This window comes from Chitinophaga sancti, from assembly GCF_034424315.1.
Classification (GTDB): domain Bacteria; phylum Bacteroidota; class Bacteroidia; order Chitinophagales; family Chitinophagaceae; genus Chitinophaga; species Chitinophaga sancti.
The window spans coordinates 7,935,376-7,950,852 of the sequence record NZ_CP139972.1 but is presented as its reverse complement, the minus strand read 5'-3'; the positions used below and the strand labels follow the sequence as shown (position 1 = coordinate 7,950,852).

The following is a 15,477-nucleotide window of genomic DNA, read 5'->3' as shown; positions in this document are numbered from 1 at the left end:
AACGGAATCATTGATACACTCAACGTAAAACCTTTTTCAGGATGAAAAAAATAGGCCTTCTGTATGGTCAGGAAAACAGTTTCCCCCAGGCATTGCTTGATCGCATAAATGCTAAAAATGTTAACGATATCTCTGCTGAATTTGTATCCATTGATAAAGTGATCCAGGGTATTCCCAATGAATATGCTGTGATCCTGGATCGAATTTCGCAGGATGTACCTTTCTATCGAACCTGGCTCAAACAGGCTGCCCTGGAAGGAACAGCAGTGATTAACAACCCATTCTGGTGGAGCGCGGATGATAAATTTGTGAACAACGAACTGGCTGCACGTACGGGTGTCAATGTTCCCAAAACAGCTTTACTGCCTACCCGGGATCTGCCGGAAAACACGACCGGGCAATCGTTTAGAAACCTCGTTTATCCATTTGACTGGGCGACCATTTTCGCGCACGTTGGCTTCCCGGCTTATATGAAACCTTACAATGGCGGAGGTTGGAAACATGTCTACAAAGTCAATAGCGCTGAGGAATTCTTTGCACAACATGCACACACCGGCCAGCTGGTAATGATGCTGCAGGAAGCGATTGAATACGATTCTTATTATCGTTGTTATTGTATTGGTGGCAAGTACGTGCGGGTGATTCCTTACGATCCATACGAGGCTCCTTATCAGCGTTACCTGAATAAATCACAGGGCGATGATGACCTGGAAGGTGTGATCATAGAGCAGGTCGCTCAGCTAAACAGGTACCTGGGGTATGATTTTAATACGGTGGAAATTGCCGTAAGGAGTGGTATCCCTTATGTGATTGATTTCTGGAACCCGGCGCCGGAAGCAGATGAGGCGACCATTGGTGCAGAGAATTTTGAGTGGGTAGTGGAGACAGCCGCGAATTATGCGATAGAGAGAGCCCTGAGGCAGTTGCCCGGAACGGATAACCTGACCTGGGGAACGTTTATGACCCATGCTGTACCCGGGAACCAGACGGCAATTGTGCCGGGAGCGAAGAAGACAGCGGCGAAGAAATCAGCCACGCCGGGAGCGAAGAAGGCGGCGCCTGCAGAAAAAAAGGCGGCAGTGAAGAAAGAGCCTGCTGATAAAAAAACGACTTCTAAAAAAGCAAAGGCCAAAGAATAGGTTGTTTGTTTGTATACAACCGGCCTGCATTACCCGCTTTCTCCCCTCAGCCGGTATGCAGGCCTTTTTGTTTTTACCGCATTCCCTTCAAAAGAGATTTACCTCTTCATTGCCGCCGCAGGGCATTTTCCATATTCTTCTTATCTTGCCGCCCTAATTACCAGCTATGCTCCGGAATTTCACACTCGGCATTGAAGAAGAATACATGGTCATGGACCCTCGCACACTCGAACTATGCTCCCATGAACAGAAAATTGTAGAACAGGCCCACAAAATCATCCCGGAAAAAGTAAAAGCTGAATTTCATCAGGCTGTTGTTGAAGTTGGCACCCACATCTGTAGCAATATCGATGAGGCCCGTGCCGATGTAGCTTACCTTCGCAAGACCGTAGCACAGATAGCTGGTGACATGGGTTATAATATCGGCGCCTCCGGTACCCATCCATTTTCCAAATGGGAAGCCCAGCTCATCACTGATCATCCCCGGTATTTCGAAATCGTGAATGAAATGCAGGATGCCGCCCGTTCTAACCTCATCTTTGGGCTACATGTGCATGTAGGAATGGAGAACCGGGAAATGGCCCTGCATATCGCGAATTCTGTGCGTTATTTTCTGCCACATGTCTTTGCCCTTAGTACGAACTCCCCTTTCTGGGAGGGCCGGAATACGGGCTTTAAATCATACAGAACAAAGGTATTTGATAAGTTTCCCCGCACCGGGATTCCCGATTACTTTGCCAGTATCGAAGAATACGACCGCTATATCCAACTGCTGGTGAAAACCAAGTGTATTGATAATGCACGTAAGGTATGGTGGGATCTGCGGGTACACCCTTTCTACGATACGGTAGAATTCAGGATCTGCGATGTGCCCCTCACACTGCAGGAAACCTGTACCATTGCGGCTATCTTCCAGGCGCTTTGTGCCAAGATCTATAAACTGCGTATGCAGAACCTGAATTTCATTATTTACAACCGTGCACTGGTCAATGAAAATAAATGGAGAGCCAGCCGTTATGGGATTGATGGCAACCTGATCGACTTTGGGAAAGAGGCAGAAGTGAATACCCGTGCACTTATTTTTGAGCTGCTGGAATTCGTGGATGATGTGGTGGATGAACTGGGAAGCCGTTCTTATATCGAGTATACAAAAGAAATGCTGCTAAATGGTACGGGAGCTGACAAACAGCTGGCCGTATTCAAAGAAAATAAAAATCTCCACAGTGTGGCTGACTTCATTATTAAACAATTCCTCAAAGACTGCTAGCACATGAAGGTAGCTATACTTGACATGTATGAAGGAGTTCCGAACGAAGGGATGCGCTGTATCAGGGAAATACTCGCAGCATATGCTGTGCGCAATTCGCTGACACTGCAATGTGATGAGTATGAAGTGCGCATTGCAGCCCGGGTACCCGATCTTTCTTACGACATTTATATTTCTACAGGTGGCCCCGGCTCCCCGCTGGATAGCGAGGGGAGTGAATGGGAACAACGTTATTTTGAAACGATGGAAGCACTGATGGCTGCGGCTAAACCAGTGCTGCTGATCTGCCATTCCTTTCAGCTGATGTGTCGCTATCTGCAACTGGGAAATGTGTGCAGGCGAAGATCTCCGGCCTTTGGCGTATTTCCTGTTCATCCAACGGTTAATACAGAAATGATCTTTGCACAGCTTCCTGACCCTTTCTATATCGTTGATAGCCGTAACTGGCAGGTGATTGGATTGGACCATGAACGCATGGCGGCCATGGGTGCTACTGTGCTGGCTATTGAAAAAGAACGCCCGCATGTACCGCTGGAAAGAGCCACGATGGCCATCCGTTTCAGCCCCCACATGATTGGTACGCAATTCCATCCTGAAGCAGATGCTACTGGTATGCGGATGTACCTGTTACAAAAAGAAAAGAAAGACCAGGTGCTCACCAACTATGGTGCTGAAAAATATTACAGCATGCTGGAACAGCTTTCTGATCCTGATAAAATTACGCTTACCTACGATACCTTTATTCCAGCATTCCTGGACCACGCCTTATCCTCCAAACGATGATTCCTTCTTTACGCAAATATTATAACGAGCATTTTACGGCTGAGAAATACACGGCATTTATTCAATCTATGGCGGCTGCAGCCGGCGAAACGCCTGCTTTTAAAGTGGCGGAAACGCCTGTGTTTGTGCCTGCGGCACTGACGAAGCAACTGATTGATACCAGCGAAGCGATCATTGATATCATTACTCAACCAGACTTCAAAGCCGATAGCGAAGCATCTTTTCCTCCATGTATGAAAGTGCCGGGAGAAAATGAGCATGCGCATTTTGTGATCATTGACTTTGCAGTATGTAAGAATGAAGCAGGTGTGTTGCAACCTCAGCTCATAGAGCTACAGGGATTCCCTTCACTGTATGCCTTTCAGGAGCTGATGGCGCGGGAGTTTAAGCATCATTTCCAGATCCCTGATACGGTCAACAATTATTTCAATGGGTATACTGATAGCAGTTATCTACAATTGCTGAAAGAGATCATTGTAGGTCCTTATCAGCCCGAAGAGGTAGTCCTGCTGGAAGTAAAGCCGCACGAGCAAAAGACCCGTATCGATTTTTATTATACAGAGAAAGTACTGGGGATTCCCGTGGTCTGCATTACAGACCTGGAGCAGAGGGCTAAGCAGTTATTTTATAAGGGCAGGCTGGTGAAGCGTATATACAACCGCGTTATCTTCGATGATTTGCAGAAACAATCGGCCTATTTACCGGCACATGTATCGTTGTTCCAGGACTTCGACGTAGAGTGGATCACGCATCCGAACTGGTTTTACCGGATCAGTAAATTTATACTGCCATTTATAAAGAGTGAATTTGCGCCTGAGAGCTGGTTCCTGCATACGCGGGCATTACCTGCAGACCTGGAGAACTATGTATTGAAACCACTCTTTTCTTTTGCGGGTCAGGGAGTAGTGATAGACGTTAGCCAGGAAGATATAAATGGTATTAAGGATCCGGAGAACTGGATCTTGCAGCGCAAGGTGAAATATGCACCTGCAATTGAAACGCCTGATGGGCCGGCTTATTGTGAGATCAGGATGATGTACCTGTGGAAGGATGGCGCACCACGTCCTGAGCTGGTGCATAACCTGGCAAGGATCAGTAAAAGTAAAATGATCGGGGTGACGAAGGATAAATCAGATACCTGGGTAGGTGGCAGTTGCGCCTTCTTTGAATTATAAGAAAAAAGAGGTTGTACAAAAAGTAATTTGAAGGCATTGAGCATTTTATAAACAAAAACACCCGCCTCCTGGTATCCGAACTAAATCCGGGTAACTTTACTTTTGTTACAACCTCTTTCGTAATATTTTATCTTCCGAACTTTTCTTCCCAGTTTAACATGCCACCGGTCAGATTCTTTACATTCTGAAAGCCCATTGTTTCCAGGATCATCGCTGCCTGGCCGCTTCTGCCACCACTTCTGCAATATACAATCACCTCTTCATCTTTCAGATCTTCCAGTTCATCCACCTGCATGGCTCTGATTTCGCCCAGGGGCAACAGGATGCCACCGATGTTAAATTCCGCGTGCTCATGCGGCTCTCTTACATCGACGATATGCAAGGTTTCACCACTGTCTATACGTTTTTTCAGTTCTTCAGCAGTAATATTTTCCATTGCTGTAATTTTTATAAGTTAAACGAATATGGGGTTGTTATTGTTCTGAGGTCGAATCGCCCCCACCTTTTGCCGGCGGGTTGGTAGACAACCAGATACTTACCAGTTCACCAGCTCTGACCATGCTCAGTTCCTGCAGGCTGTTTTTAGGTGCCGGATCCTGTTTGATCACAAATGCATTGGCGGTATCTGTTACGGAAGGATCCACCATTACGGTACCCAGGTTCAGGTTTCTGCCGCTCAGGGTTACTTTCGCTTCCTGGAAAGTCATCCCGATCAGGTCCGGAACCGGGTTCTCGATACTACCAGTTCCGCTACTCAGTACCAGTGTGATGCTGCTACCTTCGGGAACCTGTCTGCCAGCTTTAACCAGTTTACCGCCCAGCAACTGCTGTAATACGGTATTGGTAGCAAAGTCAGGTTTATAAATTGTATCTCCTACATTCAGCCTGCGGCTGTGCAGGGTCATTTCAGCACTACGGAAGGTCAGGCCTACCAGGTCAGGCATTTCTACCATTGGAGGCACTACCTTATTGATAGTCAGGTAAATAGTTCTTCCCACTTTTACTACCGCACCTTTACCGGGTGTCTGTTCCCATACTGCCAGGGCAGGCAGGCTATCAATAAAAATGGAGTCTCTTACATCTACGTTGAATCCTGCATCTTCCAGCAGTTTGGTAGCGTCTTTCACACTCTTGCGATGTACGTCAGGCACGGTCAGGGTATCTCCATGCTTTGTTATCACCCCCAACAGCATGAAGAAAATCAGCCCCAATACCAGGAACAACCCCACCACTACGGCCAGGTTAAACCCAAAGGAGCGTTTTGTAATTTGATTGAACACAGATTATATTTTAACTTAAAGATAGCGTAATCTTATACCGCATTATTATTTCTTCAGGCACTCTTCAATTAATGTGCCGTAAAACTCCTGCAGGGTTTTGCCGGCGGCTCTTACCTGCTGAGGTACGAGGCTGTTATCGCTCTGGCCTGGCATGGTATTCACCTCCAGGAAGAACAGGCGGTTATTGGCCTCTTCGTAGATAAAGTCTGCACGCACGATTCCTCTGCAATTCAATTTGTTATAAAGTTCTTTGGCAGTATTCCTGATCAGTTCACATACTTCTTCAGGTGCGGGTGCAGGGGTGATTTCTTTGGTAATGCCCGGCGTGTATTTGGCCTCGTAATCAAAGAATTCTTTGCTGCTCACGATTTCTGTCAGGGGCAATACCGTGAGTTCCCCATTTACTTTATATAAGCCGCAGGTTATTTCCCTGCCTTTGATAAATTCTTCGATCAGGATCTGTGCATCTTCCTTGAAAGCTTTGTCGATAGCGGGTTGCAGTTCTTCGGCAGTATTTACTTTAGACATACCGATGCTGCTGCCGCCTTCTGCAGGCTTAACAAATACCGGCAGTTTCAGTTGCGCAAGGATCTGTTTGGGATCGTATGGCTGATTACTGAAGATATGCACGGATTTGGAAACATTCACAACGTTCAGGGCTGCCACTACCTTATTGCAGTAGCTCTTGTTGAAAGTGAGGGCGGAGGTAACCATACCACAACTGGTAAATGGAATGCCCAGCATTTCGAAATATCCCTGCAGGCGGCCATCTTCGCCGGGAGTACCGTGGATGCCGATGAAAACAGCATCAAAAGTTACCTTTTCTCCTTTGATGGTCAGTGAAAAATCATTTTTATCAACCGCTATTACCTGCCCGTCTGCCGATGTATAATTCCAGCCATCTTTTGTAATAACTATTTTATACACATTGTATTTGCTGCTGTCCAGGTTTTTCTCAATTGTTACGGCACTTTGTACGGAGATTACGTATTCTCCTGAGTATCCGCCGGCAACAAGGGCGATATTCTTTTTCATATGATAATTAATAATAAGCGGTTAAAGTTAATAGAAAAATGGGTATGTAATCTTTTTTTGCCCCAAAAAGAAGGGGAGAAAAGGTAATTAGCCCTTTCTCCCCGGTTAGGTTCGGCATGCGTGCCAGTGATTTACATATGGCGACCAGTTACCGATAATTCCTTATGCTTCCTGATTAAATATGTAATTTAGCTTTCTTAGCCAGCAGTTCTTCTTCAGTTTCCTGGAACATTTCGTCTGGTACACAGCAGTCTACCGGACATACTGCCGCACATTGTGGCTCCTCATGAAAGCCTTGACACTCAGTACATTTATTTGGAACTATATAATAACTGTCTACAGCTATGGGAGCGTTACGCTGGTCGGCATCGATAGAAGATCCATCCATCAGCACATAAGAACCCTTAATTGTAGTGCCATCAGCCATTGCCCACTCAACACCACCTTCATAGATCGCGTTATTTGGGCACTCAGGTTCACAAGCTCCACAATTAATACATTCATCTGTTATTTTGATTGCCATGTTATAAACTTTTTGTTTAAGAAGTAAGCCATTAATTTTGCAGACAAAAATAGAATATCTCGCTTTAAAAAGTTAATTATTTATATAGATTCATGAGCAGTACAGAAAAAGTAGCCGCCCTGGTACGTTTAGGTCAATACCTGACAAGCGAAGATCCGGCGCTGGAAACAGTTAAGGAGAGGGCTTTTCAGGCAAATGGCTGGTTTACTCCGGAATTCATTAACCTGGCCCTTCGCCAGATCTCTGACAACTTCCTGGAGGCCGCCCACCTCAACAGCTGGATCAATGCCTACCCGGAATTGATCCATGGCAAACCTGCCCGTACAGTGGGCATTGTTACCGCTGGTAACATCCCCCTCGTTGGCTTTCATGACTGGCTCTGCGGTTTCGTGAGCGGCCATAATGTTCGCCTCAAACTGTCATCGAAAGACGTGATCCTGATGCAACACGTGCTGGATAAGATGAAGGAATGGCATCCGGAATGGGCAGAGCAGACTACGGTGCAGGATATGCTGAAGAACTGTGATGCCTATATTGCGACGGGCAGTAACAATTCTTCCAGGTATTTCCAGTATTATTTTGCCCAGTATCCGCATATCATTCGCCGGAACCGGACTTCCGTAGCCATCCTGACGGGTGAAGAAACGCCTGCGGAGCTGGAAGGCCTGGCTGATGATATCAGTATTTACTTTGGGCTGGGTTGCAGGAATGTAACCAAGGTGTATGTGCCCGGAGGCTATGATTTCAGTCCTTTGCTGGAGGCGCTTCGCAAGTATAGTTACTTTGCGGATCATCATAAGTATAAGAATAATTATGATTATAACCTGGCTTTGATCCTGCTTAATAATAGCCCGTTCATGACGAATGAGAGTATATTACTGCAGGAGGCGACGCCTATGTTCTCCCCGCTGAGTATGCTGAATTATGGGTACTATACTGATAAAGATGCGCTGGTGGCAGAGCTGCAGGGGAATGAAGATCTGCAATGCCTGGTGGGAAAAGGATTTACGCCGTTTGGAATGGCACAGCAACCATCGTTAACGGACTATGCGGATGGGGTGGATACGCTGGATTTTTTGAGTAAATTATAAGAAATGATTAAAAAGATGGCGCTCTAAGAGCGCCATCTTTTTAATTTTATAACATTTTGTCCGGTTCCATCGTTAAATTGTCAGTAACCTCCGTTACTTTGTCACCCATTCTTTAAGATGACATTAACCTTTCATATAATAATCTGTTAAAGTAACACCAGCATTGGCTGAATGAATCACCTACCCCCTTAAATTTGTATCAGAGGCACTAAAATTGTTATATTCCTTACATCAACATTTTTACTTTCAAAAAACTTAAACAAAAAGAAATATGAAATTCCGGCAAATTGCGGCAACTGTTCTAATCAGCGCGGCCACTGCCTTTGCCAGCGTATTTGTTTACAGCAAATTTCAGCCCCGGCAGGCAGGTCCCTATCAAAATGGATCAGACAACATCCCAGTAAACTATACCAGCTACATGCCTGGTACAGAAAACAGAAACATTACCCCACCTACTGACTTTTCGCAGGCAGCTAAAATAGCAGTTCCGGGTGTAGTGCACATTAAGACAAAAATTAATCCGCGACAGGTTTCAAATAACCTGCAAAGAAGAAGGAGTGTTCTTGAGGATCTTTTCGGCGATGACTTTTTCGGTGACGAATTTCAGGGCCAGGGTGGCGGACGTAAATATTATGTTCCCGGCCAGATGGCTTCCGGCTCCGGTGTATTGATTTCCGACGATGGTTATATCGTAACCAACAATCACGTGGTAGACGATGCGGACGAAATTACCGTTACGCTCAACGACTACAAGACTTACAAAGCAAAAGTGATTGGTACCGACCCAAACACAGACCTTGCCGTGATCAAAGTAGACGCGAAGAACCTGCCTTACCTCCTGTATGGCAACTCTGATGATGTTGAAATTGGTCAGTGGGTACTTGCTATCGGTTATCCATTAAACCTGGAAACAACTGTGACAGCGGGTATCGTGAGTGCAAAAGCACGTTCTATCGGTATCAATAAACAGGCAAAAAGAAATGCGATCGAATCCTTCATTCAGACGGATGCTGCTGTGAACCAGGGTAACAGTGGTGGTGCATTGATCAATACCGCAGGTGAACTGATTGGTATCAACTCCGCTATCGCCTCTCCTACCGGTGCGTATGCAGGTTATTCCTACGCGATTCCGGTAAACATTATGAAGAAAGTGGTGAATGATATTATGAAGTATGGTAACGTACAACGTGCTTACCTCGGTATCAGGTACCAGGATCCTAACAGTATTCCTGAGGAGAAATGGAAAGAATATGGTGTGAGAAGAGATGTGAATGGGGTAGTCGTAACCGATGTGGTAGCGAGTGGCGCGGCCGCTGATGCAGGTATTCAGAAAGGAGATGTGATCACCGGGATCAATGGTATCAATACGCCTTCTATTCCCCAGATGACGGAGCAGATTGCAAGGTATAAACCAGGCGATAAGATCAGTATCAGTTACCTGCGTGATGATAAAGCGCGTACTGCGAATGCGGTGTTGAAGAATATAGATGGTAATACCAATATTGTGAAAGCGACTGTGATTGATGCGCTGGGCGCGGACCTGGTGACACTGGAAAAAAGTGATGCTGCGAAGATCGGGATCCGTGGTGGTGTGTATGTGGATAATATCAGCAGTGGTATTCTGAAGAAGCAGACGAATATGAAACCTTCTTTTATTATTATGAAAGCAGGTGATCAGGCGGTGACTTCAGTAGAGCAGCTGAGAGGGATATTGGAAAAACAGAAGAAAGTGCAGTTGGAAGGTGTGTATCCAGAGTTGAATGGCGTGTATTATTATACTATTGATCTCACTAACGGCGCAGACTTTTAATTGTTTTTCATATAGGTTTATAAGTTAAGGAAAGAAAAAGCCCGGCTATTCGCCGGGCTTTTTCTTTTATAAGTTGATTACTCCTTTTAATTGTGCGAAGAACTCATCTTTCTTCCTGGAGCTGATCGGTATATTCTTCTGATCACTCATCACAACCGCCGTTCCCAGTCCTTTAATAATCTTCACAATGTGATGGATATTAATCAGGAATGACTTGTGTACCCTATAAAATCCTTTATCACTCAGCATCTCCTCATACTCTTTCAGTGATTTGGAGATCAGGTGCGACACATTATTGATCAACTGGATCTTGGTATAACTATCGAATGCTTCGCAGTAAATAATGTCCTTCAGGTCAATTACATTATATCCATCATTCACAGGAATCACAATCTTAGAGAAGGCATTGTCATTGTTCTTGACATAATCCTTCAGGATAGATGCCAGTTCATTCAATCTTCCTTTTTTGCTCTTCTTTACTTTTTCCAATGCATCTTCCACCTCACTCACCTTGATAGGCTTGAGCAGGTAATCTAATGCGGCAAACTTAATTGCCTGCAAAGCATATTCCTGAAACGCGGTGATGAAGATGACTTCGAAGTTCAGCACAGGGAACATTTCCAATAACTGGAATCCATTATGTGGCGGCATTTCAATATCCAGAAACAATACATCGATCTGGGTATTTTTAAGCATCTCCGCCGCGTCATGGATGTTCTGCGCCTCCCCTACTACCGTAACATCCTTACAGTAATTTTCAAGAATATTTCGCAAAATATGGATGTTGCGGACTTCATCGTCTACGATCGCAGCTTTTATATTACTCATAACATCTTAACAATGGGAATCAGAATTTCAACGAGCGTACCCTCTTTATTGCCGAAACCTGATTTAAATTTATCAATAATTTCTAAATTTCCAACATTTCCATTAAAAGATTTTATAATCTGCAACCGCTCCCTGATCACGCTCAGCGCTGTAGATTCGTGTTTTATCAGGCGTCCACTCTTCAGCTCATTTGCCCTGTCCCACCCAATTCCGTCATCATCGACAGAACAGTATAACATGTCTCCCTTCAGCATGAGTTTCACTTCCAGGTGCCCGCTGCCGTTCCTTGGCGCCAGGCCATGTTTGATTGCGTTCTCCACAATCGGCTGGATAATCATAGGGGGTATATAGATCGTATAATCTTTCAATGCATCTTCCAGTGCAAAATTGTACGTGAATACATTTGCAAATCTAATCTTCTCCAACTCAATATAACGTGTGAGGAAAGCGATTTCTTCATCCAGGGAGATATAGGATTTCCTGGAATTATTGAGCATTTGCCGCATCAAGGTAGCAAAATCCGCGAGAAAATTGAGTGCTTGTTTTTCCTCTTTCTCCATGATCAGGTGCTGTACGCTGTTCAGGGAGTTGAATATAAAGTGAGGATTCATCTGGTTTGTCAGGGCTTTTGCCTCCAGTTCAGCGATCCTCCTGTTGTATTCTGTCTTTCTCTTTTCTCCGTCTTTGAAGCGCAGGAAGATATAACGGAGTATAAAGGCCCCCAGCAGAAATACCAGGAGGATCACGGTTCCCCTGGCCCACCATTGCTGGTACCACCGCGGTAGGATCGTTACCGTAATGGCTACCGGCTGGCTCCATTCACTCTTATATTTCCGGGCCCTGATCTGCAATTCATAAGTATCCGGCTGCAGATCCGGGAAAGGTACGATATTCGACATCGTGGTGATCCATCCACTGCTCGTATCGCTGGAAAAGTTGTACTGGTATTCTACCAGATCCGGCAAATCATAGACGATCGCCCCAAACTCGACTTCGTACGATGCCTTGCGCTGGTATAGCAAGGTAATCTGTTTTGATGGCAGGTAAGTGCTATCTCCATACCTGATATGACTTAGGTATACCGCGGGTGGCACGGTATCCACCGGCATATTGTTGTCATTGAAATAACTGAGGCCATTGGAGGTGGCCACATACAGTACCCCATGCTGGTAGTATACCCCCCGGGTATCGTCACTCATCAGGCCATCATTGCTGGTGATATTCCGGATCAGGGTCTGGGTATGTGCATCTATTACAGATACGCCCTTATTGGTTGATACATACAAGCGGCCCACACCATCATAATATAATTGCTGGCAGATGTCGCTTACCAGTTGATCGGCAGAGCCGATATGTTTTACGACCCGGTTGTTCTTGAGTACATACAATCCCTGATCTGCAGTGCCTATCCAGAGATAGCCATCAATGTATTTCAGGTCTTTTACGGGTTGGTGCAGTTCTACTTCTGTACCGGGTATCACTACTTTGGCAGATCCGTCCTTACCGTAGAATAAACCGGAGCCTGTACCTATATAGTAAGCAGAATCATTGATACTGGCTATTGAGGTGATCTGAACATCCGGTACTTCCACGGAATAGTTATCTCCTATCACCTGGTCTTTAGACACTGCCCGGACTCTGCCATCAGGCCCTACGTCCATGTCCTTCATGTTCCTGATAGAACGCAATACAGATATTTTCTGCGTTTGGGTATTGAATGTGAACAGGCCATTATCGGCACCTATTAATATTTCATTTTCCTGATAAGGCAAGATACTCAGGATACTGTTTCGACCGCTTGTGGTATCCAGGTTAAAGCGCCGGATCACAAGATTGCTATCAATAGTATTCAGCACACCTGCATTCTGCCCTACCAGCAGGATACCGGATTTCCTGTCTTTGCAAATGCTGAAAATGGAGTGAGAATAAAGTCCGTTGGTATTATCAAGATAATTAAAGTAAAAATTTTTGTATGGGATATTATACACACCGTCACCAAAGGTGGTGATCCAGATATTGCCATCTTTATCTTTCAGTACGGAGGTGATGTAATGATTATCCAGCAGTTTGGTGATATGATGTGCCCCTTTGAAAAAGTCCTTTACATAGTATAAGGCTCTGGGTGTACCTATCCACAGGTTATCATTGTCCAGGCATACATTGCTGATCTCTTCATTGATTCCCCATTCAGGGCCGTTGAAGAAGCAGGTGGCTTCTTTCTGGCTATAAGTATACAATGAATTTTTCAGGATGATGATTGGATGACGGCGGATTCTTTCTACAAATACCTCATCGTCGATGGGGTAAGGAGAAGATAAGAAGATCTTTTGACTATCGTTGTTGATGTCTTTCAGACTGGCGAGGTTAAAATAATTCTGAAGGGGTTTAAAAATGGTATCGTTCCGGAGGAAGTAAAAAAGGTCGGCACGTCCGGGTTTTATATCTATTTTATAACCACTGTAACCAATGATCCTGTTGTCTGTATTCAGGAACCAGGTATATCCGGCTATTCCGCCAAACATGTATTGCATGTATTGCCCGTGCGGGTCCATGATTAGTGAGGAATCATTGGCGCCCGAGTGGATCTGGTAATTGAAGTAAAAAGAGGGTAATCCGTTCAGGGTAGAAAACCATACTCTCCCTTTTGAATCGGCGGAGAGCCTGACAACATCATTATCTGTCAGGCCATCTTTTTTGGCGTAGTTGCGGAAGCGTTTCCCATCAAATTTACTTACGCCGGTAGGTGTTGCAAACCAGATAAAACCTTCCTTATCCTGCACGGCTGCATATACAGTGGCATTGGCCAGACCATCCTTTACATTATAGTTGCGGATCATGAGCCCCTGTGCCGACGCGAGTTTGCATGAGCACGCGATCAACAGTATCCAACATAATAAGTAACGGACTGCAGGCATGAATAAGGTCAGATTTATGGATCATTTATCCTAAGGAAAACAGGACTGATCTAAAGGATCAGCCCTGTTCCCGGAATATCTCTGAGCAGAGGAGTTAACAGGCAGAAATCCGGCCTTATCAACTCATCGATTAATAAGCTCTCGCGAATAATACACGCTGTGTAGAAGGTTTACCAGTCAGGATGCAGGTACCGGCTTCCTGAGGATTGTTCAAAGGAATACAACGGATGGTCGCCTTTGTACGCTCTTTGATCTTTTCTTCTGTTTCAGTAGTACCATCCCAATGTGCGGAGATGAAACCACCTTTATCGTCCAGCAATTTTTCAAACTCATCCATCGTATTGGCAGGTGTGATGTGTTCATCACGGTAGGCTTTCGCCTTATTGTACATCTGCGTTTGGATATCTTCCAGCAATGTGCCGATATATGCGCCAAGGCCATCCAGTGACTGGCTGGATTTCTCTTTTGAATCGCGGCGGGCTACTTCAGCTACATTATTTTCCAGGTCTCTTGCACCGATTGCAATACGTACAGGCACGCCCTTCATTTCGTACTCAGCAAATTTCCAGCCCGGACGGTTGTTATCAGCATCGTCGTATTTCACGCGGATCCCCTGTGCTTTCAGATCGTTCATGATTTCATTCACTTTCGCATCGATCCTTTCTTTTTGCTCTGCACCTTTATATATGGGTACGATTACTACCTGTAACGGAGCAATGCGCGGAGGCAGGACCAGACCATCGTCATCACTGTGCGCCATGACCAGGGCACCGATCAGGCGGGTAGATACACCCCATGAAGTGGCCCATACATGTTCCAGTTTATTTTCCTTGTTGGTGAAAGTTACGTCAAAAACCTTAGCAAAATTCTGGCCAAGGAAGTGAGAAGTGCCTGCCTGCAATGCCTTACCATCCTGCATCAGTGCTTCGATACAATAGGTATCCAGGGCACCGGCAAAACGTTCAGCAGGAGATTTCACCCCTCTTACTACCGGCAGTGCCATGTAGTTTTCTGCAAAGTCAGCATATATATCCAGCATCTGTACGGTTTCTGCAATTGCTTCTTCAGCAGTTGCATGGGCTGTATGCCCTTCCTGCCACAGGAATTCTGCAGTACGCAGGAATAAACGGGTACGCATCTCCCAGCGTACAACGTTTGCCCACTGGTTGATGAGCAATGGCAGGTCTCTGTAAGACTTGATCCAGTCTTTATATGTATTCCAGATAATTGTTTCGGAGGTTGGGCGAACGATCAGTTCCTCTTCCAGCTTTGCAGCGGGGTCTACTACCACACCGGGGCCATCAGGATTTTTCATGAGCCTGTGGTGGGTTACCACCGCGCATTCCTTTGCAAAACCCTCTACGTGATCTTCTTCCTTACTCAGGAAGCTTTTAGGGATGAATAAGGGGAAGTAGGCGTTCTGATGTCCTGTATCTTTGAACTTCTTATCCAATACATCGCGCATACCTTCCCAGAGCGCAAAACCATAAGGCTTGATGACCATGCATCCTCTTACGGCAGAATAATCGGCTAAACCGCCCTTCAGAATCAAATCATTATACCATTGTGAATAGTCTTCGGAACGAGCCGTGATCTCTTTACTCATTTTATAAATGTCGATTATTTTACTG

General features: G+C 45.3%; 13 protein-coding genes. 6 read left to right on the top strand and 7 right to left on the bottom strand.

Features of this window, described 5'->3' with window-relative positions:
* Positions 1-41: 41 nt before the first annotated feature.
* From U0033_RS31385 to U0033_RS31370, 4 genes are all read left to right on the top strand, one after another.
* Positions 42-1,139, top strand: coding sequence for an ATP-grasp domain-containing protein (locus U0033_RS31385; protein ID WP_072363232.1), 1,098 nt, complete (start codon positions 42-44; stop codon positions 1,137-1,139).
* 166 nt (positions 1,140-1,305) lie between these two features.
* Entirely contained in the window at positions 1,306-2,406 is a 1,101-nt protein-coding gene (locus U0033_RS31380) for a carboxylate-amine ligase (RefSeq protein WP_072363233.1), read from the top strand.
* A gap of 3 nt (positions 2,407-2,409) precedes the next feature.
* A complete protein-coding gene (locus U0033_RS31375) occupies positions 2,410-3,189 on the top strand; it encodes a type 1 glutamine amidotransferase (RefSeq protein WP_072363234.1) in 780 nt (259 codons plus the stop codon).
* Positions 3,186-4,364 carry a hypothetical protein gene (locus U0033_RS31370; RefSeq protein ID WP_072363235.1) on the top strand — a complete coding sequence of 393 codons (1,179 nt, stop codon included), beginning with the start codon at positions 3,186-3,188 and terminating at the stop codon, positions 4,362-4,364. Before U0033_RS31375 ends, U0033_RS31370 begins: the two co-directional genes overlap by 4 nt.
* A gap of 127 nt (positions 4,365-4,491) precedes the next feature.
* On the opposite strand, the gene U0033_RS31365 is transcribed toward U0033_RS31370, so the two are convergent.
* The 4 genes from U0033_RS31365 to U0033_RS31350 form a co-directional block, all read right to left on the bottom strand.
* A complete protein-coding gene (locus tag U0033_RS31365) occupies positions 4,492-4,800 on the bottom strand; it encodes a rhodanese-like domain-containing protein (RefSeq protein ID WP_072363236.1) in 309 nt (102 codons plus the stop codon).
* Between the two features lie 37 nt (positions 4,801-4,837).
* Positions 4,838-5,644, bottom strand: coding sequence for a PASTA domain-containing protein (locus tag U0033_RS31360; RefSeq protein ID WP_072363237.1), 807 nt, complete (start codon positions 5,642-5,644; stop codon positions 4,838-4,840).
* A gap of 45 nt (positions 5,645-5,689) precedes the next feature.
* Positions 5,690-6,679 carry a D-alanine--D-alanine ligase gene (locus U0033_RS31355; RefSeq protein WP_072363238.1) on the bottom strand — a complete coding sequence of 330 codons (990 nt, stop codon included), beginning with the start codon at positions 6,677-6,679 and terminating at the stop codon, positions 5,690-5,692.
* Between the two features lie 175 nt (positions 6,680-6,854).
* Positions 6,855-7,202: a 4Fe-4S dicluster domain-containing protein gene (locus U0033_RS31350; protein WP_072363239.1), complete on the bottom strand. Its 348-nt coding sequence runs from the start codon at positions 7,200-7,202 to the stop codon at positions 6,855-6,857.
* A gap of 92 nt (positions 7,203-7,294) precedes the next feature.
* Between U0033_RS31350 and U0033_RS31345 the strand changes: the two genes are divergently transcribed.
* Together U0033_RS31345 and U0033_RS31340 are read left to right on the top strand one after the other, a co-directional pair.
* Positions 7,295-8,293 carry an acyl-CoA reductase gene (locus tag U0033_RS31345; RefSeq protein ID WP_072363240.1) on the top strand — a complete coding sequence of 333 codons (999 nt, stop codon included), beginning with the start codon at positions 7,295-7,297 and terminating at the stop codon, positions 8,291-8,293.
* Positions 8,294-8,564: 271 nt separating this feature from the next.
* The gene (locus U0033_RS31340; protein ID WP_072363241.1) at positions 8,565-10,103 is read left to right on the top strand and encodes a trypsin-like peptidase domain-containing protein; all 1,539 of its coding nucleotides are present in this window, start codon (positions 8,565-8,567) and stop codon (positions 10,101-10,103) included.
* Positions 10,104-10,169: 66 nt separating this feature from the next.
* On the opposite strand, the gene U0033_RS31335 is transcribed toward U0033_RS31340, so the two are convergent.
* The 3 genes from U0033_RS31335 to proS form a co-directional block, all read right to left on the bottom strand.
* The gene (locus tag U0033_RS31335; protein WP_072363242.1) at positions 10,170-10,931 is read right to left on the bottom strand and encodes a LytR/AlgR family response regulator transcription factor; all 762 of its coding nucleotides are present in this window, start codon (positions 10,929-10,931) and stop codon (positions 10,170-10,172) included.
* A complete protein-coding gene (locus U0033_RS31330; protein ID WP_072363243.1) occupies positions 10,928-13,768 on the bottom strand; it encodes a sensor histidine kinase in 2,841 nt (946 codons plus the stop codon). The genes U0033_RS31335 and U0033_RS31330 overlap by 4 nt, the downstream gene beginning before the upstream one ends.
* Before the next feature lie 208 nt (positions 13,769-13,976).
* Positions 13,977-15,452, bottom strand: a complete 1,476-nt coding sequence (gene proS, locus U0033_RS31325; protein ID WP_072363244.1) for a proline--tRNA ligase — start codon at positions 15,450-15,452, stop codon at positions 13,977-13,979.
* Between the last annotated feature and the right edge of the window lie 25 nt (positions 15,453-15,477).

What these genes read in the sequence shown, in the direction of transcription:
- U0033_RS31345 (WP_072363240.1), top strand. Translation starts at nt 7,295, where the DNA reads ATGAGCAGTACAGAAAAAGTAGCCGCCCTGGTACGTTTAGGTCAATAC.
- U0033_RS31330 (WP_072363243.1), bottom strand. Translation starts at nt 13,768, where the DNA reads ATGATCCGCAACTATAATGTAAAGGATGGTCTGGCCAATGCCACTGTA.
- U0033_RS31340 (WP_072363241.1), top strand. Translation starts at nt 8,565, where the DNA reads ATGAAATTCCGGCAAATTGCGGCAACTGTTCTAATCAGCGCGGCCACT.
- U0033_RS31365 (WP_072363236.1), bottom strand. Translation starts at nt 4,800, where the DNA reads ATGGAAAATATTACTGCTGAAGAACTGAAAAAACGTATAGACAGTGGT.
- U0033_RS31355 (WP_072363238.1), bottom strand. Translation starts at nt 6,679, where the DNA reads ATGAAAAAGAATATCGCCCTTGTTGCCGGCGGATACTCAGGAGAATAC.
- U0033_RS31385 (WP_072363232.1), top strand. Translation starts at nt 42, where the DNA reads ATGAAAAAAATAGGCCTTCTGTATGGTCAGGAAAACAGTTTCCCCCAG.
- U0033_RS31335 (WP_072363242.1), bottom strand. Translation starts at nt 10,931, where the DNA reads ATGAGTAATATAAAAGCTGCGATCGTAGACGATGAAGTCCGCAACATC.
- U0033_RS31375 (WP_072363234.1), top strand. Translation starts at nt 2,410, where the DNA reads ATGAAGGTAGCTATACTTGACATGTATGAAGGAGTTCCGAACGAAGGG.
- U0033_RS31370 (WP_072363235.1), top strand. Translation starts at nt 3,186, where the DNA reads ATGATTCCTTCTTTACGCAAATATTATAACGAGCATTTTACGGCTGAG.
- proS (WP_072363244.1), bottom strand. Translation starts at nt 15,452, where the DNA reads ATGAGTAAAGAGATCACGGCTCGTTCCGAAGACTATTCACAATGGTAT.
- U0033_RS31350 (WP_072363239.1), bottom strand. Translation starts at nt 7,202, where the DNA reads ATGGCAATCAAAATAACAGATGAATGTATTAATTGTGGAGCTTGTGAA.
- U0033_RS31380 (WP_072363233.1), top strand. Translation starts at nt 1,306, where the DNA reads ATGCTCCGGAATTTCACACTCGGCATTGAAGAAGAATACATGGTCATG.